The sequence below is a fragment of the Nocardioides palaemonis genome (assembly GCF_018275325.1).
GTDB classification, from domain to species: domain Bacteria; phylum Actinomycetota; class Actinomycetes; order Propionibacteriales; family Nocardioidaceae; genus Nocardioides; species Nocardioides palaemonis.
On record NZ_JAGVQR010000001.1, the window covers coordinates 2,262,795 to 2,277,670 of the forward strand.

At 73.7% G+C, this 14,876-nt stretch carries 15 protein-coding genes; 11 read left to right on the plus strand and 4 right to left on the minus strand.

The genetic code is table 11. The features are described 5' to 3' along the window. Positions 1–6 precede the first annotated feature (6 nt). The 7 genes from KDN32_RS11080 (at position 7) to KDN32_RS11110 (ending at position 4,707) form a co-directional block, all read left to right on the plus strand. Positions 7–1,290 (plus strand): RNA polymerase sigma factor, encoded by a 1,284-nt coding sequence (locus KDN32_RS11080; RefSeq protein ID WP_211732017.1) that lies wholly within the window; start codon positions 7–9, stop codon positions 1,288–1,290. A 19-nt stretch (positions 1,291–1,309) separates the two neighbouring features. Further along, a complete protein-coding gene (locus KDN32_RS11085; RefSeq protein ID WP_211732018.1) occupies positions 1,310–1,795 on the plus strand; it encodes a nucleoside deaminase in 486 nt (161 codons plus the stop codon). 60 nt (positions 1,796–1,855) lie between these two features. Continuing rightward, positions 1,856–2,758 (plus strand): NAD-dependent epimerase/dehydratase family protein, encoded by a 903-nt coding sequence (locus KDN32_RS11090; protein WP_211732020.1) that lies wholly within the window; start codon positions 1,856–1,858, stop codon positions 2,756–2,758. Next, entirely contained in the window at positions 2,755–3,204 is a 450-nt protein-coding gene (arr, locus tag KDN32_RS11095) for an NAD(+)--rifampin ADP-ribosyltransferase (protein ID WP_307853957.1), read from the plus strand. Before KDN32_RS11090 ends, arr begins: the two co-directional genes overlap by 4 nt. Positions 3,205–3,249: 45 nt before the next feature. Continuing rightward, the gene (locus tag KDN32_RS11100) at positions 3,250–3,975 is read left to right on the plus strand and encodes a DinB family protein (protein ID WP_211732023.1); all 726 of its coding nucleotides are present in this window, start codon (positions 3,250–3,252) and stop codon (positions 3,973–3,975) included. Between the two features lie 82 nt (positions 3,976–4,057). Continuing rightward, positions 4,058–4,381: a hypothetical protein gene (locus tag KDN32_RS11105; RefSeq protein ID WP_211732024.1), complete on the plus strand. Its 324-nt coding sequence runs from the start codon at positions 4,058–4,060 to the stop codon at positions 4,379–4,381. Next, positions 4,378–4,707, plus strand: coding sequence for a hypothetical protein (locus KDN32_RS11110; protein ID WP_211732026.1), 330 nt, complete (start codon positions 4,378–4,380; stop codon positions 4,705–4,707). The genes KDN32_RS11105 and KDN32_RS11110 overlap by 4 nt, the downstream gene beginning before the upstream one ends. A gap of 10 nt (positions 4,708–4,717) precedes the next feature. On the opposite strand, the gene KDN32_RS11115 is transcribed toward KDN32_RS11110, so the two are convergent. Continuing rightward, on the minus strand, positions 4,718–4,888 hold the full coding sequence (locus KDN32_RS11115; RefSeq protein WP_211732027.1) for a hypothetical protein: 171 nt from the start codon (positions 4,886–4,888) through the stop codon (positions 4,718–4,720). Between the two features lie 38 nt (positions 4,889–4,926). Here KDN32_RS11115 and KDN32_RS11120 point away from each other — a divergent pair, with 38 nt between their 5' ends. Next, positions 4,927–6,183 carry a sulfatase family protein gene (locus tag KDN32_RS11120; protein ID WP_211732029.1) on the plus strand — a complete coding sequence of 419 codons (1,257 nt, stop codon included), beginning with the start codon at positions 4,927–4,929 and terminating at the stop codon, positions 6,181–6,183. A 6-nt stretch (positions 6,184–6,189) separates the two neighbouring features. Here KDN32_RS11120 and KDN32_RS11125 read toward each other — a convergent pair whose 3' ends face one another. After that, positions 6,190–6,753, minus strand: a complete 564-nt coding sequence (locus KDN32_RS11125) for a TerD family protein (protein WP_211732030.1) — start codon at positions 6,751–6,753, stop codon at positions 6,190–6,192. A gap of 107 nt (positions 6,754–6,860) precedes the next feature. Between KDN32_RS11125 and KDN32_RS11130 the strand changes: the two genes are divergently transcribed. After that, the gene (locus KDN32_RS11130) at positions 6,861–11,417 is read left to right on the plus strand and encodes an ATP-dependent helicase (RefSeq protein WP_211732031.1); all 4,557 of its coding nucleotides are present in this window, start codon (positions 6,861–6,863) and stop codon (positions 11,415–11,417) included. After that, positions 11,410–12,201: a DNA-formamidopyrimidine glycosylase family protein gene (locus KDN32_RS11135; RefSeq protein ID WP_211732033.1), complete on the plus strand. Its 792-nt coding sequence runs from the start codon at positions 11,410–11,412 to the stop codon at positions 12,199–12,201. The genes KDN32_RS11130 and KDN32_RS11135 overlap by 8 nt, the downstream gene beginning before the upstream one ends. A gap of 14 nt (positions 12,202–12,215) precedes the next feature. Here the strand turns inward: KDN32_RS11135 and KDN32_RS11140 are convergent, their stop codons facing one another. Together KDN32_RS11140 and KDN32_RS11145 are read right to left on the minus strand one after the other, a co-directional pair. Further along, positions 12,216–12,515, minus strand: coding sequence for a helix-turn-helix domain-containing protein (locus tag KDN32_RS11140; RefSeq protein WP_211732035.1), 300 nt, complete (start codon positions 12,513–12,515; stop codon positions 12,216–12,218). A gap of 11 nt (positions 12,516–12,526) precedes the next feature. Continuing rightward, positions 12,527–13,063, minus strand: coding sequence for a CinA family protein (locus tag KDN32_RS11145; RefSeq protein WP_211732037.1), 537 nt, complete (start codon positions 13,061–13,063; stop codon positions 12,527–12,529). 18 nt (positions 13,064–13,081) lie between these two features. Here KDN32_RS11145 and KDN32_RS11150 point away from each other — a divergent pair, with 18 nt between their 5' ends. Then, positions 13,082–14,848 (plus strand): glycoside hydrolase family 15 protein, encoded by a 1,767-nt coding sequence (locus KDN32_RS11150; protein WP_211732039.1) that lies wholly within the window; start codon positions 13,082–13,084, stop codon positions 14,846–14,848. Positions 14,849–14,876 lie beyond the last annotated feature (28 nt).

Below are 14,876 nucleotides of genomic sequence, written 5' to 3' on the forward strand. Positions count from 1 at the left end.
GGCCGCGTGCCGGCAGGGACCACGACTGACGACCCCACGGGGGCCGTGATCGCCGCGTGGCGGGCCGAGTCGGCCCGCCTCGTCGGCGCCCTCACCCGGATGACCCGCGACGTCGACCTCGCCGAGGACCTCGCGCAGGACGCGCTCCTCGCCGCGCTCGAGCAGTGGCCGGCCACCGGGATCCCGGACAATCCGTCCGCCTGGCTGATGACCACGGCGAAGCGCCGCGGCGTCGACCACTTCCGGCGCGCGGAGACGCTGCGCCGCAAGGTGGCCGAGCTCGAGCACGGCCGCGGGGAGGAGGCAGAGGTGCCGGACCTCGACGACCAGGTCGACCACATCGAGGACGACGTCCTGCGGCTGGTCTTCCTGACCTGCCACCCGTCGCTGACGCCGGAGTCGCGCGCCGCGCTGACCCTGCGCCTGGTCGGTGGCCTGACGACCGCCGAGATCGCGCGCGGGTTCCTGACCAGCGAGGCCACGATGGGCCAGCGGATCTCGCGGGCCAAGAAGACCCTCGCCCTGGCCCGCGCCGAGCTCGAGCTGCCCACCGGCGCCGAGCGGGTCGCCCGCCTCGACGACGTGATGGCCGTGCTCTACCTGATCTTCAACGAGGGCTACTCCGCCACCGCCGGCGACGACTGGATGCGCACGGACCTCGTCGACGAGGCCACCGGGCTGGCCCGGATGCTCGCCGACCTCGCTTCCGACGAGGTCGAGGTGCTCGGCCTCCAGGCGCTGATGGAGCTGCAGGGCTCGCGCACCGCCGCTCGCCTGTCCGCCGCGGGTGAGCCGGTGCTGCTGGAGGACCAGGACCGCACCCTGTGGGACGAGCTCCGGATCCGCCGCGGCCTGTCCGTGCTGGAGCGTGCGAGCGCCCTGGCGGCGTCCGGGGCGCCGGTCGGCCGGTATTTCCTGCAGGCCTCCATCGCCGCCCAGCACGCGGCCGCCCGCCGCGCAGAGGACACCGACTGGCGTCGCATCGCGACGCTCTACGACGTGCTGGCCGAGGCCGCGCCCGGCCCGGTCGTCGAGGTCAACCGCGCCGTCGCGCACGGCCGCGCCCACGGCCCGGACGCCGGGCTCGCGGTGCTCGACGCGGTCGACGTGTCCGCGCTGGGAGCCTCTCCCCTGCCGGCCAGTGTGCGGGGTGACCTCCTCCAGCGCGCCGGCCGCCACGGCGAGGCCGCGACGGCGTTCGACGAGGCGGCCGGACTCACCCGCAACGAGGGCGAGCGGGCGGTCCTGGTGCGGCGGGCTGCCGAGAACCGGGCTGACGCCACCCGCTGACCCGGCCTACTGTCGCAGGATGGAGCCCACCGCACCCACCGCCGAGGACCTGGTCCACCTGCGTCGCTGTGTCGAGCTCGCTCGCGAGGCCCTGGACGCCGGCGACGAGCCGTTCGGATCCGTGCTGGTCGCACCGGACGGCGCGGTGCTGCGCGAGGAGCGCAACCGCACGGGCGGGGGCGACCAGACCCGGCACCCCGAGCTCGACCTCGCCCGCTGGGCCGCCGCCCACGTGCCGGCCGACGCACGTCCCGCGTGCACCGTCTACACCTCCGGCGAGCACTGCCCGATGTGCTCCGCCGGGCACGCGTGGGTCGGGCTGGGCCGGATCGTCTACGCCGGCTCCACCGCCCAGCTCGCCGAGTGGCGAAGCGGCCAGGCGCCGGGACCGGTGGCACCGCTGCCGATCGGCGCCGTCGCACCGGACCTCCCGGTGTCGGGTCCCGCACCCGAGCTCGCCGACGAGCTCCGAGAGCTGCACGCCCGGGCCGCGGCGAGGGGCTGATCCCCGCAGGCGACCGGCAGGGGTGTGCCGGGCCGTCCACCGTCACGGTAGGAAGGACGCATGCGCATCTTCTTCACCGGCGGCAGCGGCAAGGCCGGCCGGCACGTCGCCCCGTACCTCGCCGAGCAGGGACACCAGGTCACCAACGCCGATCTCGTGCCGCTCGACCGGCCCGGCGTCCAAGACCTGCACGTCGACCTGACCGACGCCGGCGAGGTCTACTCGGCGCTCGCCGGGCTGGCCACGTTCGACGAGCTCGACCTGCCCGAGAAGCCGTCCTACGACGCGGTCGTCCACTTCGCGGCGATCCCGGCGATCCTCAAGCAGGCCGACGCCGCGACCTACGCGACCAACGTGCTCAGCACCTACAACATCCTCGAGGCCGCCACCCGGCTCGGCATCCCGAAGGTGGTCTTCGCCTCGTCCGAGACCACCTACGGCGTCTGCTTCGCCCAGGGCGAGCGCACGCCGCTCTACGTCCCGGTCGACGAGGAGCACCCCACGGTCCCGGAGGACTCCTACGCGATGTCGAAGGTGGCCAACGAGGTCACCGCCCGCTCGTTCCAGGCACGCAGCGGCACCGACGTCTACGGGCTGCGGATCAACAACGTCATCGAGCCGCACGAGTACGCCGAGCTGTTCCCGCCGTTCCTCACCGACCCCTCGCTCCGCCGACGCAACATCTTCGCCTACATCGACGTGCGCGACCTCGGGCTGATGGTCGAGCGCTGCCTGCAGACCGACGGCCTGGGCTACGAGGTCTTCAACGTCGCCAACGCCGACATGTCGGTGGCCGCGACCACGCAGGAGGTGATCGAGCGCTTCTACGACGGCGTCGAGGTGCGCCGCGAGATGGGTCGGGACGAGACGTTCTACGCCATCGACAAGGCGCGCTCGCTGGTCGGCTTCGAGCCGCAGCACTCGTGGCGCGACGTCCTCGACGACCCGGGCGCGGCGTCGTGAGCGAGCGTCGCCGGGTGACCTTCGAGGACCACGCCCACGTCTCCGGCCCGTTCCTCCACGGGACGAAGGCCGAGCTGAGCCCCGGCGACGAGCTGGTCGCCGGCTACGCCTCCAACTTCGACGCCGACCGGGCGCTGCGCCACATCTACTTCACGACGCTGGAGAGCACCGCGGCGTGGGGTGCCCAGCTCGCGACGGCGCTGGCCGGGCTGGAGGGCGACGGCCACGTCTACGCCGTCGACCCGATGGGCCCGTTCGAGGACGACCCCAACGTCACGGACAAGAAGTTCCCCGGCAACCCGACCGAGTCCTACCGCACCCACCACGCCCTGAAGGTGCTGCACGAGGTGCACGGCTGGCAGCCGCACTCCCCCGTGGCGCTGCAGGCGATGCTCGACGGGCTGGCGCGGCTGCGCGAGCAGGGGCTCGACGTCATCGAGGACTGAGCGCTGCTCCTGCCCGCTGTCGGTGGCGGGCCCCATGATGTGGTCATGACGACCTTCTCCGGCGACGACTTCGAGGGCGGCTCGTTCGTCCGGGCCAGCCTCAAGGGCGCGACCTTCCGCCACTCCGACGTCAGCGGCGTGACCATGCGCGGCGTCGACGTCGGCGGCCTCGACATCGACAGCCACGACCTCTTCATGGGTACGCTCGTCGTCAACGGCGTGGACGTCGTGCCGCTCGTCGAGGCCGAGCTCAACCGGCGGTTCCCCGGCCGCGAGCTCCAGCACGCGAGGACGCCCGAGGGCCTGCGCGAGGGGTGGGTCGCGGTCCAGGCAGCGTGGGCGGAGACGGTGGCCTCGACCCCGCCCGAGATGCGCGACGCGCATGTCGAGGACGAGTGGTCGCTCGTCCAGACCCTGCGCCACCTGGTGCTCGCCACCGACACCTGGCTGCGCGGCGCGATCCTGCGCATCGACCAGCCGTTCCACGAGATCGGCCTGATGTTCACCGGCGCCGAGCAGATGGGCGTCGACATGTCCCCCTTCCGCACCGACACCCCGTCCTGGGACGAGGTGCTGGCGGTCCGTGCCGAGCGCCAGCAGCTCGTCACCGACTTCCTGGCCTCCGTCACGCCCGAGGCGTTGGCGATGGAGCGCGACGACCCGTGGGGCTTCGACTGGCACCCCACCGTCGGCGACTGCGTGCGCGTGGTCCTCGAGGAGGAGTGGGCGCACCTGCGCTACGTCCGGCGCGACCTCGCGCTGCTCGGGTGACGGGTCCCGCCGGCCCCACTGCTCGTCGGTCGAGGAGGGACGAAGTCCTGTCGCGAGACCCGCTGTGGTGCAGCATCTGCCCATGCAGCTGATGCGCGCCCACGGGCTGGCCGTCGCCACCCTCCTCCTCGCTGCCTGCACCTCAGCCACACCCACGTCCACGACCGACGTCTGGCACGCGTGCCGCGACACGATGGCGGACGAGGGCGACGACACCATGCCGACGGGCTGGACGATCGTCGAGCGGTCGGTCGACGTCGCGCCCTCCGGCGACGGCTTCACGGTGACCGGCAGCGTCGAGGACGACGACGGTGCGGAGCTCGCCTTCGGCTGCGAGGTCGACGATGACCTGTCGGTCTCCGACTGGCACCTGAGGATCGACGGCCTCACCACCGGGGCGCCGTGATGCGTCGCGTCGCGTTCGTCATCACGGCGGTCGCCCTGTCGCTGCTCGCGGCCGGGCTCGGCGTCCGGCTGGTGCAGGTGCACCGCGAGGAGGGCACGTGGTCGCTGACGACACCCGGGGTCGCGCACCGCATCCACGTGTTCGACCGGGACTACGACCGCAGCGGCCGCAGCCGCGATCCGGTCGACGACCTCGTCGAGGGTGCCACCGTGCCCGGCGGCACCGTCCTCGTCCCGCCAGACCTCGGCCGGCGTCTGCCGCTGGTCATCGAGGTCCGCGACGACGAGGGAAGGGTGTGGACCTACGGCCTGGTCGGCGGACCGTAGCAGCCCCGCGTCAGCCGCAGCCGGTCGTGGTCGTGCCCGCGCCGTCGGTGTCGATCCCCCACTCGCACAGCCACCCGTCGTGGCCGCCGGTCGCCTCGAGGAAGGCGAGGACGACGACGAGGAACGCCAGCGCGACCACGAGGGCGGTGCCGCGCAGCGCCCACCGCCTCAGCCTCTCCATCGGTCCACCGTAGGACCTCCGTGCCTAGGGTGGGGCGCATGGCGGACAACGTGCTGTGGATCGTGACCGACGACCAGATGCGCTCGACCCTCCGGTCGATGGACCGCACCTGGAGGCGCCTCGTGCGCAAGGGCGTCCACTTCCCGCACGGCTACAGCGCGATGCCGCTGTGCGGGCCTGCGCGCGCGTCGATCCTGACCAGCCGCTACCCCCACAACCACGGCTGCTCGACCAACATGACCCACCAGCCCTTCGTCGCCCGAGGGCTCGACAGGGACACCGCCGCGACCCGGATGAGCCAGGCCGGCTACGGCACCGGCTACTTCGGCAAGTACATGAACGGCGTCGCGCAGGACCCGACGTACGTCGCTCCCGGCTGGGACCGGTGGGTGACGCTGCTCGACGGCATGGTCGACGACCCGAGGGTCAACGTCGACGGCTCGGTCCGGCAGGTCGGGTCGCAGCGCGCGTTCGACCGCTTCGCCGCCAAGCGGCTGCGGCGGTTCATCCGCCGCCACCAGGACGGGCCGTGGTTCGCGATCTACTCGCCGACCGCGCCGCACGGGCCCTACACGCCCAGCCCGGAGCACGCCGACGACTTCGACGGGGTCGCGTGGGACCCGCCGGCCCTCAACGAGCGCGACATGAGCGACAAGCCCACGTGGCTGCGCGACCTCCCGCCGCACGACCGCGACCGGATGCGCAGGCTCTACGAGGGCAAGCTCGAGGAGCTGCAGGACGTCGACGACCAGATCGGCAAGGTGCTCGACGTCCTGCGCCGCACCGGCCAGCTCGGGCGGACGTGGATCTTCTTCGTCTCCGACAACGGCTACCTCCTCGGCGAGCACCGGCTGCTGTCGAAGTCGCAGCCCTACGAGGAGGCAGCAGGCGTCCCGTTCGCCGTGCGCGGTCCCGGCGTCGACCGGGGCGAGGTCGACGCCCTCGTCTCGCAGGTCGACCTGATGCCCACCACGCTCGACATCGCCGGGCTGGACCCCGACTCGGGCCGCGAGCTCGACGGCCGGTCCATGCTCGGCCCGCTGAGGTCCGGGGAGTGGAGCGCCTGGCGCCGCCGGCTGCTCGTCGAGAACACGCACCTGGGGTGGTCGCTGCTGCGGGAGGGCCCGCACGCGTACGTCGAGCACCACGGCACCGGGGAGTGGGAGCTCTACGACCTCGCGCGCGACCCCCACCAGCTCGCCAGCCTCCGCGACGCCGACGTCTCCGGGTGGGCGAGGCGCACGGCCGAGCTCACCGCGAGCCAGGGCGTCGCCCTGCGCGGGCTCGAGCAGTAGCCGCGCTCAGACGAACGGCAGCAGCGACTCGAGCGAGTCCGTCGGCGTATTCAGGGCGATGCCGGCCCCGATCGCACCGAGCTTCCAGGCCGATCCGTCGCGGAACAGCCTCGCCATCACGAGCCCCGTCTCCCGGACCCCGAGCGTGATCGTGACGCGCGCCAGCTCGGTGCCGTCGTCGTCGACGAGGCGGCAGTAGGCGTTGTGGATGAACTCGAGGGAGTGCCCCTGGTAGCTCGTCACCAGGAAGAGGATCGACTCCACCTTCGAGTAGACGCGGTCGAGGTCGACGGTGATCACCTCGTCGTCGCCCTCGCCCCGGCCCGTGGTGTTGTCGCCGAGGTGGACGACCGAGCCGTCGCGGGTCGCGAGGTGGTTGAAGAAGGCGAGGTCGAAGAACTGACCACCGGCGAACTGCACGGCCGAGGCGTCGAGGTCGATCGGTGGCGCCCCGCTGCCGATGAACCCGGCCGTCGGGTTGTGGTCCCAGCCGATGGCCATCTGCACCTTCGTCAGGGGCTTCCCCTCCACGGCGAGCGTGAAGTCCTGCCCCTCGGTCAGCTCGATCACGGGTCGCTCCTCGGTCGTCCGGTGCCGTCGAACCTAGCGCGGCGGGCCCCGGAGCCCAGCCCGACGGGCGAGGCTCGCTGTCGGACCCCGGTGACAGACTGGCGCGCATGAGCGCCCTCGACCGGTTCAGCGCCCCCACGCGGGCGTGGTTCGAGGCGTCGTTCGCCAGCCCGACACCCGCGCAGGAGGGGGCGTGGGACGCGATCGCGGCCGGCAAGCACGCGCTCGTCGTCGCGCCGACCGGCAGCGGCAAGACCCTCAGCGCCTTCCTCCACGCGATCGACCGGCTGCTCAGCACCGAGCGGCCCGACGACAAGTCCCGGCGCACGCGGGTGCTCTACATCTCCCCGCTCAAGGCGCTCGGCGTCGACGTCGAGCGCAACCTCCGCGCCCCGCTCACCGGCATCCGCAACACCGCCGAGCGGCTCGAGTCCACCGTCCCCGACGTCACCGTCGGCCTCCGCTCCGGCGACACCAGCCCGGCCGACCGGCGCAAGCTCGGCACCACTCCCCCCGACATCCTCATCACCACGCCCGAGTCGCTCTTCCTGATGCTCACCAGCCAGGCGCGCGAGACCCTGCGCGGCGTCGACACCGTGATCATCGACGAGGTGCACGCCGTTGCCGGCACCAAGCGCGGCGCCCACCTCGGGATCAGCCTCGAGCGCCTCGACGCGCTGCTCGACCAGCCGGCCCAGCGCATCGGCCTGAGTGCGACCGTGCGCCCGCTCGAGGAGGTCGCCCGCTTCCTCGGCGGCAGCCAGCCCGTCGAGATCGTCGCCCCGCCGAGCACCAAGGAGTGGGACCTGCGCGTCGTCGTGCCCGTCGAGGACATGACCATGCCCGAGGAGTACGACGAGGAGTCCGGCGACCCCGGTCGCTCCACCAGCATCTGGCCCCACGTCGAGGAGCACGTGGTCGACCTCGTCGAGCAGCACCGCTCCACCATCGTCTTCGCCAACTCGCGCCGCCTCGCCGAGCGGCTGACGGCCCGGCTCAACGAGATCGCCTCCGAGCGGGCGGAGCGCGCCGCGGAGGAGGACGTCGAGCGAGACGGCGCGAAGCGGGCACGGCCCCCAGCCCAGGTGATGGCGCAGTCCGGCCAGAGCCAGGGGGCCGAGACGGTCATCGCCAAGGCCCACCACGGCTCGGTCTCCAAGGAGCAGCGGGCGATCATCGAGGACGACCTCAAGCGCGGCCGGCTCCCCTGCGTCGTCGCCACCAGCAGCCTGGAGCTCGGCATCGACATGGGCTCGGTCGACCTCGTCATCCAGATCGAGTCGCCGCCCAGCGTCGCCAGCGCCCTCCAGCGCGTCGGGCGCGCAGGCCACCAGGTCGGCGAGACCAGCCGCGGCGTGCTGTTCCCCAAGCACCGCGGCGACCTCGCCCAGACCGCCGTCGCGGTCGAGCGGATGCGCACCGGTGCCATCGAGAAGATGGCCGTCCCCGCCAACCCGCTCGACGTCCTCGCCCAGCAGGTCGTCGCCGCGCTCGCGATGGAGGACTGGCCCGTCGACGAGCTGTTCGCGCTGGTGCAGCGCGCCGCCTCCTACTCCCAGCTCCCGCGCAGCGCCTTCGACGCCACTCTCGACCTGCTCTCCGGCCGCTACCCCAGCGACGAGTTCGCCGAGCTCCGCCCCCGCATCGTGTGGGACCGCGTCGCCGACACGCTGAGCGGTCGCCCGGGCGCCCAGCGCCTCGCCGTCACCAGCGGCGGCACCATCCCCGACCGCGGGCTGTTCGGCGTCTTCCTCGTCGGGGAGAAGGCCAGCCGGGTCGGCGAGCTCGACGAGGAGATGGTCTACGAGTCCCGCGTCGGCGACGTCTTCGCCCTCGGCGCCACCAGCTGGCGGATCGAGGACATCACCCACGACCGGGTGCTGGTCACGCCTGCTCCGGGCATCCCGGGCCGACTGCCGTTCTGGAAGGGCGACGCGCTGGGCCGTCCCGCCGAGCTCGGCGCCGCGGTCGGCAGCTTCACCCGCGAGCTCGCCGCGCTCACCCCCGCGAAGGCGGTGGCGAAGGTCAAGGAGCGCGGCCTCGACGACTACGCCGCCACCAACCTCGTCACCTACCTCACCGAGCAGCGCGAGGCCACCCAGGTCGTCCCGCACGACACCCAGGTCGTCGTCGAGCGCTTCCGCGACGAGCTCGGCGACTGGCGCCTGGTCGTCCACTCCCCCTACGGCACCCCCGTCCACGCCCCGTGGGCGCTGGCCATCAACGCCCGGCTGCGCGAGCGCTTCGACGTCGACGGCCAGGCGGTCGCCTCCGACGACGGCATCGTGATCCGCATCCCCGACACCGACGCCGAGCCGCCCACCGGCGAGGTGATCGTGTTCGAGCCCGAGGAGATCGAGCAGCTCGTCACCCAGGAGGTCGGCGGCTCGGCCCTCTTCGCCAGCCGCTTCCGCGAGTGCGCCGCCCGCGCCCTCCTGCTGCCGCGCCGCGACCCCGGCCGCCGCAGCCCGCTGTGGCAGCAGCGCCAGCGCAGCGCCCAGCTGCTCGAGGTCGCCTCGCAGTACCCGTCGTTCCCGATCGTGCTCGAGGCGGTGCGCGAGTGCCTCCAGGACGTCTACGACCTCCCCGCCCTCGTCGCGCTGCTCGGTCGGGTCCAGCGCCGGGAGGTCACGGTCGTCGACGTCGCCACCACGACGCCCAGCCCGTTCGCGCGCAGCCTGCTCTTCGGCTACGTCGCCCAGTTCGTCTACGAGGGCGACTCCCCGATCGCCGAGCGCCGGGCCGCCGCGCTGTCCCTCGACCAGGGCCTGCTCGCCGAGCTGCTCGGACGCGCCGAGCTCCGCGAGCTGCTCGACCTCGAGGTGCTCGCGGAGGTGGAGGCCGAGCTCCAGTGGCTGGCCGACGACCGGCGCGCCCGCACCGCCGAGGGGGTCGCCGACCTGCTCCGGCTCGTCGGACCGCTGTCGACCGACGAGGTCCGCGCCCGCGCGGTCGACGGCGCCGACGTCGAGGCGTGGCTCGCCGAGCTCGAGGCCAGCCGCCGGGTGCTCCGGGTCCGGATGGCCGGCGACGAGCGCTGGACCGCGATCGAGGACATCGGACGGCTCCGCGACGGCCTCGGCGTGCCGGTCCCGGTCGGCACCCCCGACGCCTTCCTCGAGCTCCCCGACGACCCGCTCGGTGACCTCGTCTCGCGCTACGCCCGCAGCCACGGGCCCTTCACCACGACCGAGGTCGCCAGCCGTCTCGGGCTCGGCGAGGCGGTGGCGCGCCAGACCCTCCAGCGCCTGGCCCACCGCGGTCGGGTGCTCGACGGCGAGTTCCGCCCCTCGGGCTCGGGCAGCGAGTGGTGCGACGCCGAGGTGCTGCGCAAGCTCCGCCGTCGCTCGCTGGCCCGGCTGCGCCAGGAGATCGAGCCGGTCCCGCAGGACGCGGTCGCCCGGTTCCTCCCCGCCTGGCAGCGCGTCGGCGGCACCGGCCGCAGCCAGCTGCGCGGCGTCGACGGCGTGGTCGCCGCGATCGACCAGCTCGCCGGCTGCCCGGTCCCGGCCAGTGCGCTCGAGCCGCTGGTCCTCGCGGCGCGGGTCCGCGACTACGAGCCCTCGATGCTCGACGAGCTCACCGCGTCGGGCGAGGTGATCTGGTCGGGTCACGCCCCGCTGCCCGGCAGCGACGGCTGGGTGAGCCTCCACCTCGCCGACCAGGCCCACCTCACCCTGCCCGAGGTCGAGGCCGACGAGCCGACCGGCCTGCAGCGCGCCGTCCTCGACGCGCTCGACCCCGGCGGGGCGTGGTTCTTCCGCCAGCTCGCCGACCGGGTCGGCGCCACGAGCGACGCCGAGCTGTCGACCGCGCTCTGGGAGCTGGTCTGGCAGGGCCGCGTCACCAACGACACGCTCACCCCGCTGCGCGCCCTCGTCCGCAGCGGCACCCCGTCGCACCGCACCCGCCGCACGCCCCCGCGCCTGGGTCGCCCCGGTCGGGGCGGGGGCCGGATGCCGGCCCGCACCGGCCCTCCCGAGACCGCCGGACGGTGGGCCCTGCTGCCCGAGCGCGACGACGACCCGACCCGTCGCGCCCACGCGCGCGCCGAGCACCTCCTCGAGCGGCACGGCGTCGTCACCCGAGGCGCCGTGGTGAGCGAGCGGGTCGCCGGGGGCTTCGCGGGCGTCTACAAGGTGCTCAGCGCCTTCGAGGACTCCGGCCGCTGCCGTCGCGGCTACTTCATCGAGGGCCTCGGTGCCGCGCAGTTCGGCACGGCTGGCGCCGTCGACCGGCTGCGCACCTTCTCCGACCCCGCGTCGGCGTCGGGCGCCAAGCCCGAGGTGGTCGCCCTCGCCGCGACCGACCCGGCCAACGTCTTCGGCGCGGCCCTGCCGTGGCCCGAGGCCGATGCCGAGCGCTCCGGCCACCGGCCGGGCCGCAAGGCCGGGGCGATGGTCGTGCTGGTCGACGGGGCGCTCACCGTCTACGTCGAGCGCGGCGGCCGCACGCTGCTCACCTGGAGCGAGGACGAGGACGTCCTCACCCCTGCGGCGTCAGCGCTCGCCGAGGCCGCGGGGCGCGGCGCCCTGGGCCGGCTCACGGTCGAGAAGGCCGACGGCCAGCCGCTGATCGGCGGCGGCGGTGACACGCCGATCCGCCAGGCGCTCGCGGCAGCCGGCTTCGTGGCCACGCCCAAGGGACTGAGGCTGCGTGCCTGAGGGTGACACCGTCTTCCGGTCGGCGGCCGCGCTCGACCGCGCCCTCACCGGTCACCGGCTCACCGTCACCGACTTCCGCGTCCCGGCCTTCGCCACCCTCGACCTCACCGGCGGCACCGTCGTGCGTACCCTGTCGCGCGGCAAGCACCTGATCACGCGGATCGACCACGACCGCGCCTGGAGCCTGCACACCCACCTCAAGATGGAGGGCTCCTGGCACGTCTACGCCGACGGCGACCGCTGGCGGCGTCCGGGCGAGCAGGTCCGGGCAGTGCTCGGGATCGAGGGACGCACGGCCGTCGGGTTCTCGCTCGGCATCGTCGAGGTGGTGCCGCGCCACGAGGAGGCGGCCCTCACCGCGCACCTCGGCCCGGACCTGCTCGGTCCGGACTGGGATCCCGACGAGGCTCTCGCCCGACTGCTCGTGCAGCCGGAGCGTCCGCTGGGCGAGGCGCTGCTCGACCAGCGCAACCTCGCCGGGATCGGCAACATGTACATGGCCGAGCTGTGCTTCACCAGCGGCGTGCACCCGACCACCCCGGTCGGGCTCGTGCGCGACCTGCCGCGGCTGTTGCGCCGCGCCCACCAGATGCTCGAGGTCAACCGGCACCGGGCGATCCAGTCGACCACCGGCAACCTGCGCCAGCGCGAGCGGCTGTGGGTCTACCGGCGCGACCGGTCGCCGTGCCGTCGTTGCGGCACGCCGGTCGAGGTCGACATGGTCGGCGAGCCCGGCCGCCAGCGAGCCGCCTACTGGTGCCCGAGCTGCCAGCCAGCGGCTTGAGCCACGGGCCGGCGTCAGGCGGCGGAGGCGACCACGTCGCCGGCGCCGATCGGCGCGCTCGGCACCAGGCCGAGCGCGACCTCCTCGAGCGCCACCGCGTCGGCGACGTCGCGGAGCACGTCGGAGAGCGGGAGGTCCATCGCCTGGCACAGCGAGGCGAGGAGCTCGGAGGACGCCTCCTTCTGCCCCCGCTCGATCTCGGAGATGTAGCCCAGGCTGACCCGGGCCTCGGCGGAGAGGTCGCGCAGGGTCATCCCCCGCTGCATGCGGGCACCGCGCAGCACCTCACCGAGCAGTCGTCGGAAGAGAACCATGCGCGATGTCCTTACTCTCGGTCGAGTGGAGTCGTGGGGCCAACGCTACCCGAGGAGGGTTTCTTCCCGGGCGAGGATCCGCGCATCGTCTCGACCAGCAGGTCGAGGGCCGCGGCGCAGGTGGCCTCCCGGATCCCGCTCCGGTCCCCCTCGAGCGCGAGCAGGCGCGTGCGGAGCCCGTCGGGGCCGGCCACGCCGACCCACACGGTGCCTGCCGGGTGCCCCTCCTGCGGGTCGGGCCCGGCGACCCCGGTCGTCGACACGCCCCAGGTCGCGTCCAGGCGCCGGCGCACGCCCTGCGCCATCGCGGCGGCGCACTCGCCGGACACCACGCCGTGCCGCGCCACCACGTCCTCGGGCACGTCCAGCAGCGACACCTTGACCCGCGTCGCGTAGGAGACCACGCCGCCGACGAGGGCCCGCGACGCACCCGGGACGTCCGTGAGCCGGGCAGCGAGCAGGCCACCGGTCAGCGACTCGGCGCACGCCACCGTCCCACCGCTGCCCACCAGCAGGTCGAGCGCGAGGTGCGCCTGCGGCAGCCACATGTCGGTGACACTAGCCGCATGCCCCTCCCCATCGAGGACTACGCACTGATCGGCGACCGTGCCACTGCCGCACTGGTCGGCAGGGACGGCTCGATCGACTGGCTGTGCCTGCCCCGCTTCGACTCCCCCGCCTGCTTCGCCGCGCTGCTCGGCTCCGAGGAGCACGGCCGCTGGCTGCTCGCCCCGGCCGAGCCGGTGGTGTCGACCAGCAGGAGGTACGTCGACGGCACCGCGCTGCTGGAGACCACGTTCACCACCGCCGGCGGCGAGCTGGTGCTGCTCGACGTGATGCCGACCGGCGACGGGCGCGCCGACGTCGTGCGGCGGGTCACCTGCACCCGCGGACGGGTCCGGGTCGCCCACGACTGGCGGGTCCGCACCGACTACGGGCGCGTGCGTCCCTGGGTGAGCCGCGAGCAGGCCTTCGACGAGGAGGTGGTCGTCGCGGTCGCCGGCCCGGACAAGCTGGTCCTGCGCGGACCGCGCCTCCCCCGGGGACACGAGGGCCACCACGACGACGAGTTCGACCTCGTCGCCGGCGAGGAGATGACCTTCTCGATGACGTGGGTGCATTCCTGGCACGACGTCCCCGTCCCCCTCGGCCGCACCGAGCGGATCCGGGCCACCGTCGAGCACCAGCGCGCCTGGTCGGCCCGGGCACCGCAGGACGTGCCGCACGCCGACCTCGTGGGACGCAGCCTGCTCACGCTGATGCTGATGACCCACCAGGACACCGGCGGGATCGTCGCCGCACCGACCACGTCGTTGCCCGAGGACTTCGGCGGCGAGCGCAACTGGGACTACCGCTACTGCTGGTTGCGCGACGCGGCCCTCACGCTGGAGTCGCTGCTCGGCGCAGGCTACGAGGAGGAGGCGCTGCAGTGGCGCCGCTGGCTGCTGCGCGCGGTCGCCGGCGACCCGGCCGACCTGCAGATCATGTACACCGTCGACGGCGGCCGCGAGCTGCCCGAGCGCGAGCTCGAGCACCTGCCCGGCTACGCCGGCAGCCGCCCGGTCCGGATCGGCAACGGTGCGGTGTCGCAGCGGCAGAACGACGTGCTCGGCGAGGTGATGATCGCGCTCGACCTGGCCCGTCGGGCCGGGCTCGAGGAGACCGGCAACTCGTGGGCGCTGCAGCGAGCGCTCGTCGACGAGCTCACCGCGCACTGGGACGACCCCGACCACGGCCTGTGGGAGATCCGCGGACCGCTGCGGCACTTCACCCACTCGCGGGTGATGGTCTGGGTCGCCTTCGACCGCGCCGTGCGGGCCGTCGAGGAGCACGGCCTCCCGGGACCGGTCGACCGGTGGCGCGAGCTGCGCGACCGGGTGCGCGCGGAGGTGCTGGACAAGGGCTGGGACGCCGATCGCGGCACGTTCACCCAGCACTACGACACCCGTGAGGTCGACGCCTCGCTGCTCGTCATCCCGCTCGTCGGGTTCCTGCCCGCCGACGACCCACGCGTCCTCGGCACGATCGCGGCGGTGCAGGAGGACCTGCTGCGCGACGGCCTGCTCCTGCGCTACCGCACCGACACCGGGGTCGACGGCCTCGCCGGCTCCGAGCACCCGTTCCTGGCGTGCTCGTTCTGGCTGGTCTCGGCGCTCGCGGCGGCGGGCCGGCGCGAGGAGGCGCACGACCTCTTCGACCGGTTGTGCGGCCTGACCAACGACGTGGGCCTGCTCGCGGAGGAGTACGACGCCGACCACGGCCGGATGGCCGGCAACTTCCCGCAGGCGTTCAGCCACCTCGCCCTCGTGCAGGCGGCCCTCGCCCTGCGGTGAGCAGGACGAGGGCCGCCTCGTACGAACG

What these genes read in the sequence shown, in the direction of transcription:
- KDN32_RS11140 (WP_211732035.1), bottom strand. Translation starts at nt 12,515, where the DNA reads ATGGTTCTCTTCCGACGACTGCTCGGTGAGGTGCTGCGCGGTGCCCGC.
- KDN32_RS11085 (WP_211732018.1), top strand. Translation starts at nt 1,310, where the DNA reads ATGGAGCCCACCGCACCCACCGCCGAGGACCTGGTCCACCTGCGTCGC.
- KDN32_RS11120 (WP_211732029.1), top strand. Translation starts at nt 4,927, where the DNA reads ATGGCGGACAACGTGCTGTGGATCGTGACCGACGACCAGATGCGCTCG.
- KDN32_RS11145 (WP_211732037.1), bottom strand. Translation starts at nt 13,063, where the DNA reads ATGTGGCTGCCGCAGGCGCACCTCGCGCTCGACCTGCTGGTGGGCAGC.
- KDN32_RS11105 (WP_211732024.1), top strand. Translation starts at nt 4,058, where the DNA reads ATGCAGCTGATGCGCGCCCACGGGCTGGCCGTCGCCACCCTCCTCCTC.
- KDN32_RS11130 (WP_211732031.1), top strand. Translation starts at nt 6,861, where the DNA reads ATGAGCGCCCTCGACCGGTTCAGCGCCCCCACGCGGGCGTGGTTCGAG.
- KDN32_RS11150 (WP_211732039.1), top strand. Translation starts at nt 13,082, where the DNA reads ATGCCCCTCCCCATCGAGGACTACGCACTGATCGGCGACCGTGCCACT.
- KDN32_RS11090 (WP_211732020.1), top strand. Translation starts at nt 1,856, where the DNA reads ATGCGCATCTTCTTCACCGGCGGCAGCGGCAAGGCCGGCCGGCACGTC.
- KDN32_RS11115 (WP_211732027.1), bottom strand. Translation starts at nt 4,888, where the DNA reads ATGGAGAGGCTGAGGCGGTGGGCGCTGCGCGGCACCGCCCTCGTGGTC.
- KDN32_RS11100 (WP_211732023.1), top strand. Translation starts at nt 3,250, where the DNA reads ATGACGACCTTCTCCGGCGACGACTTCGAGGGCGGCTCGTTCGTCCGG.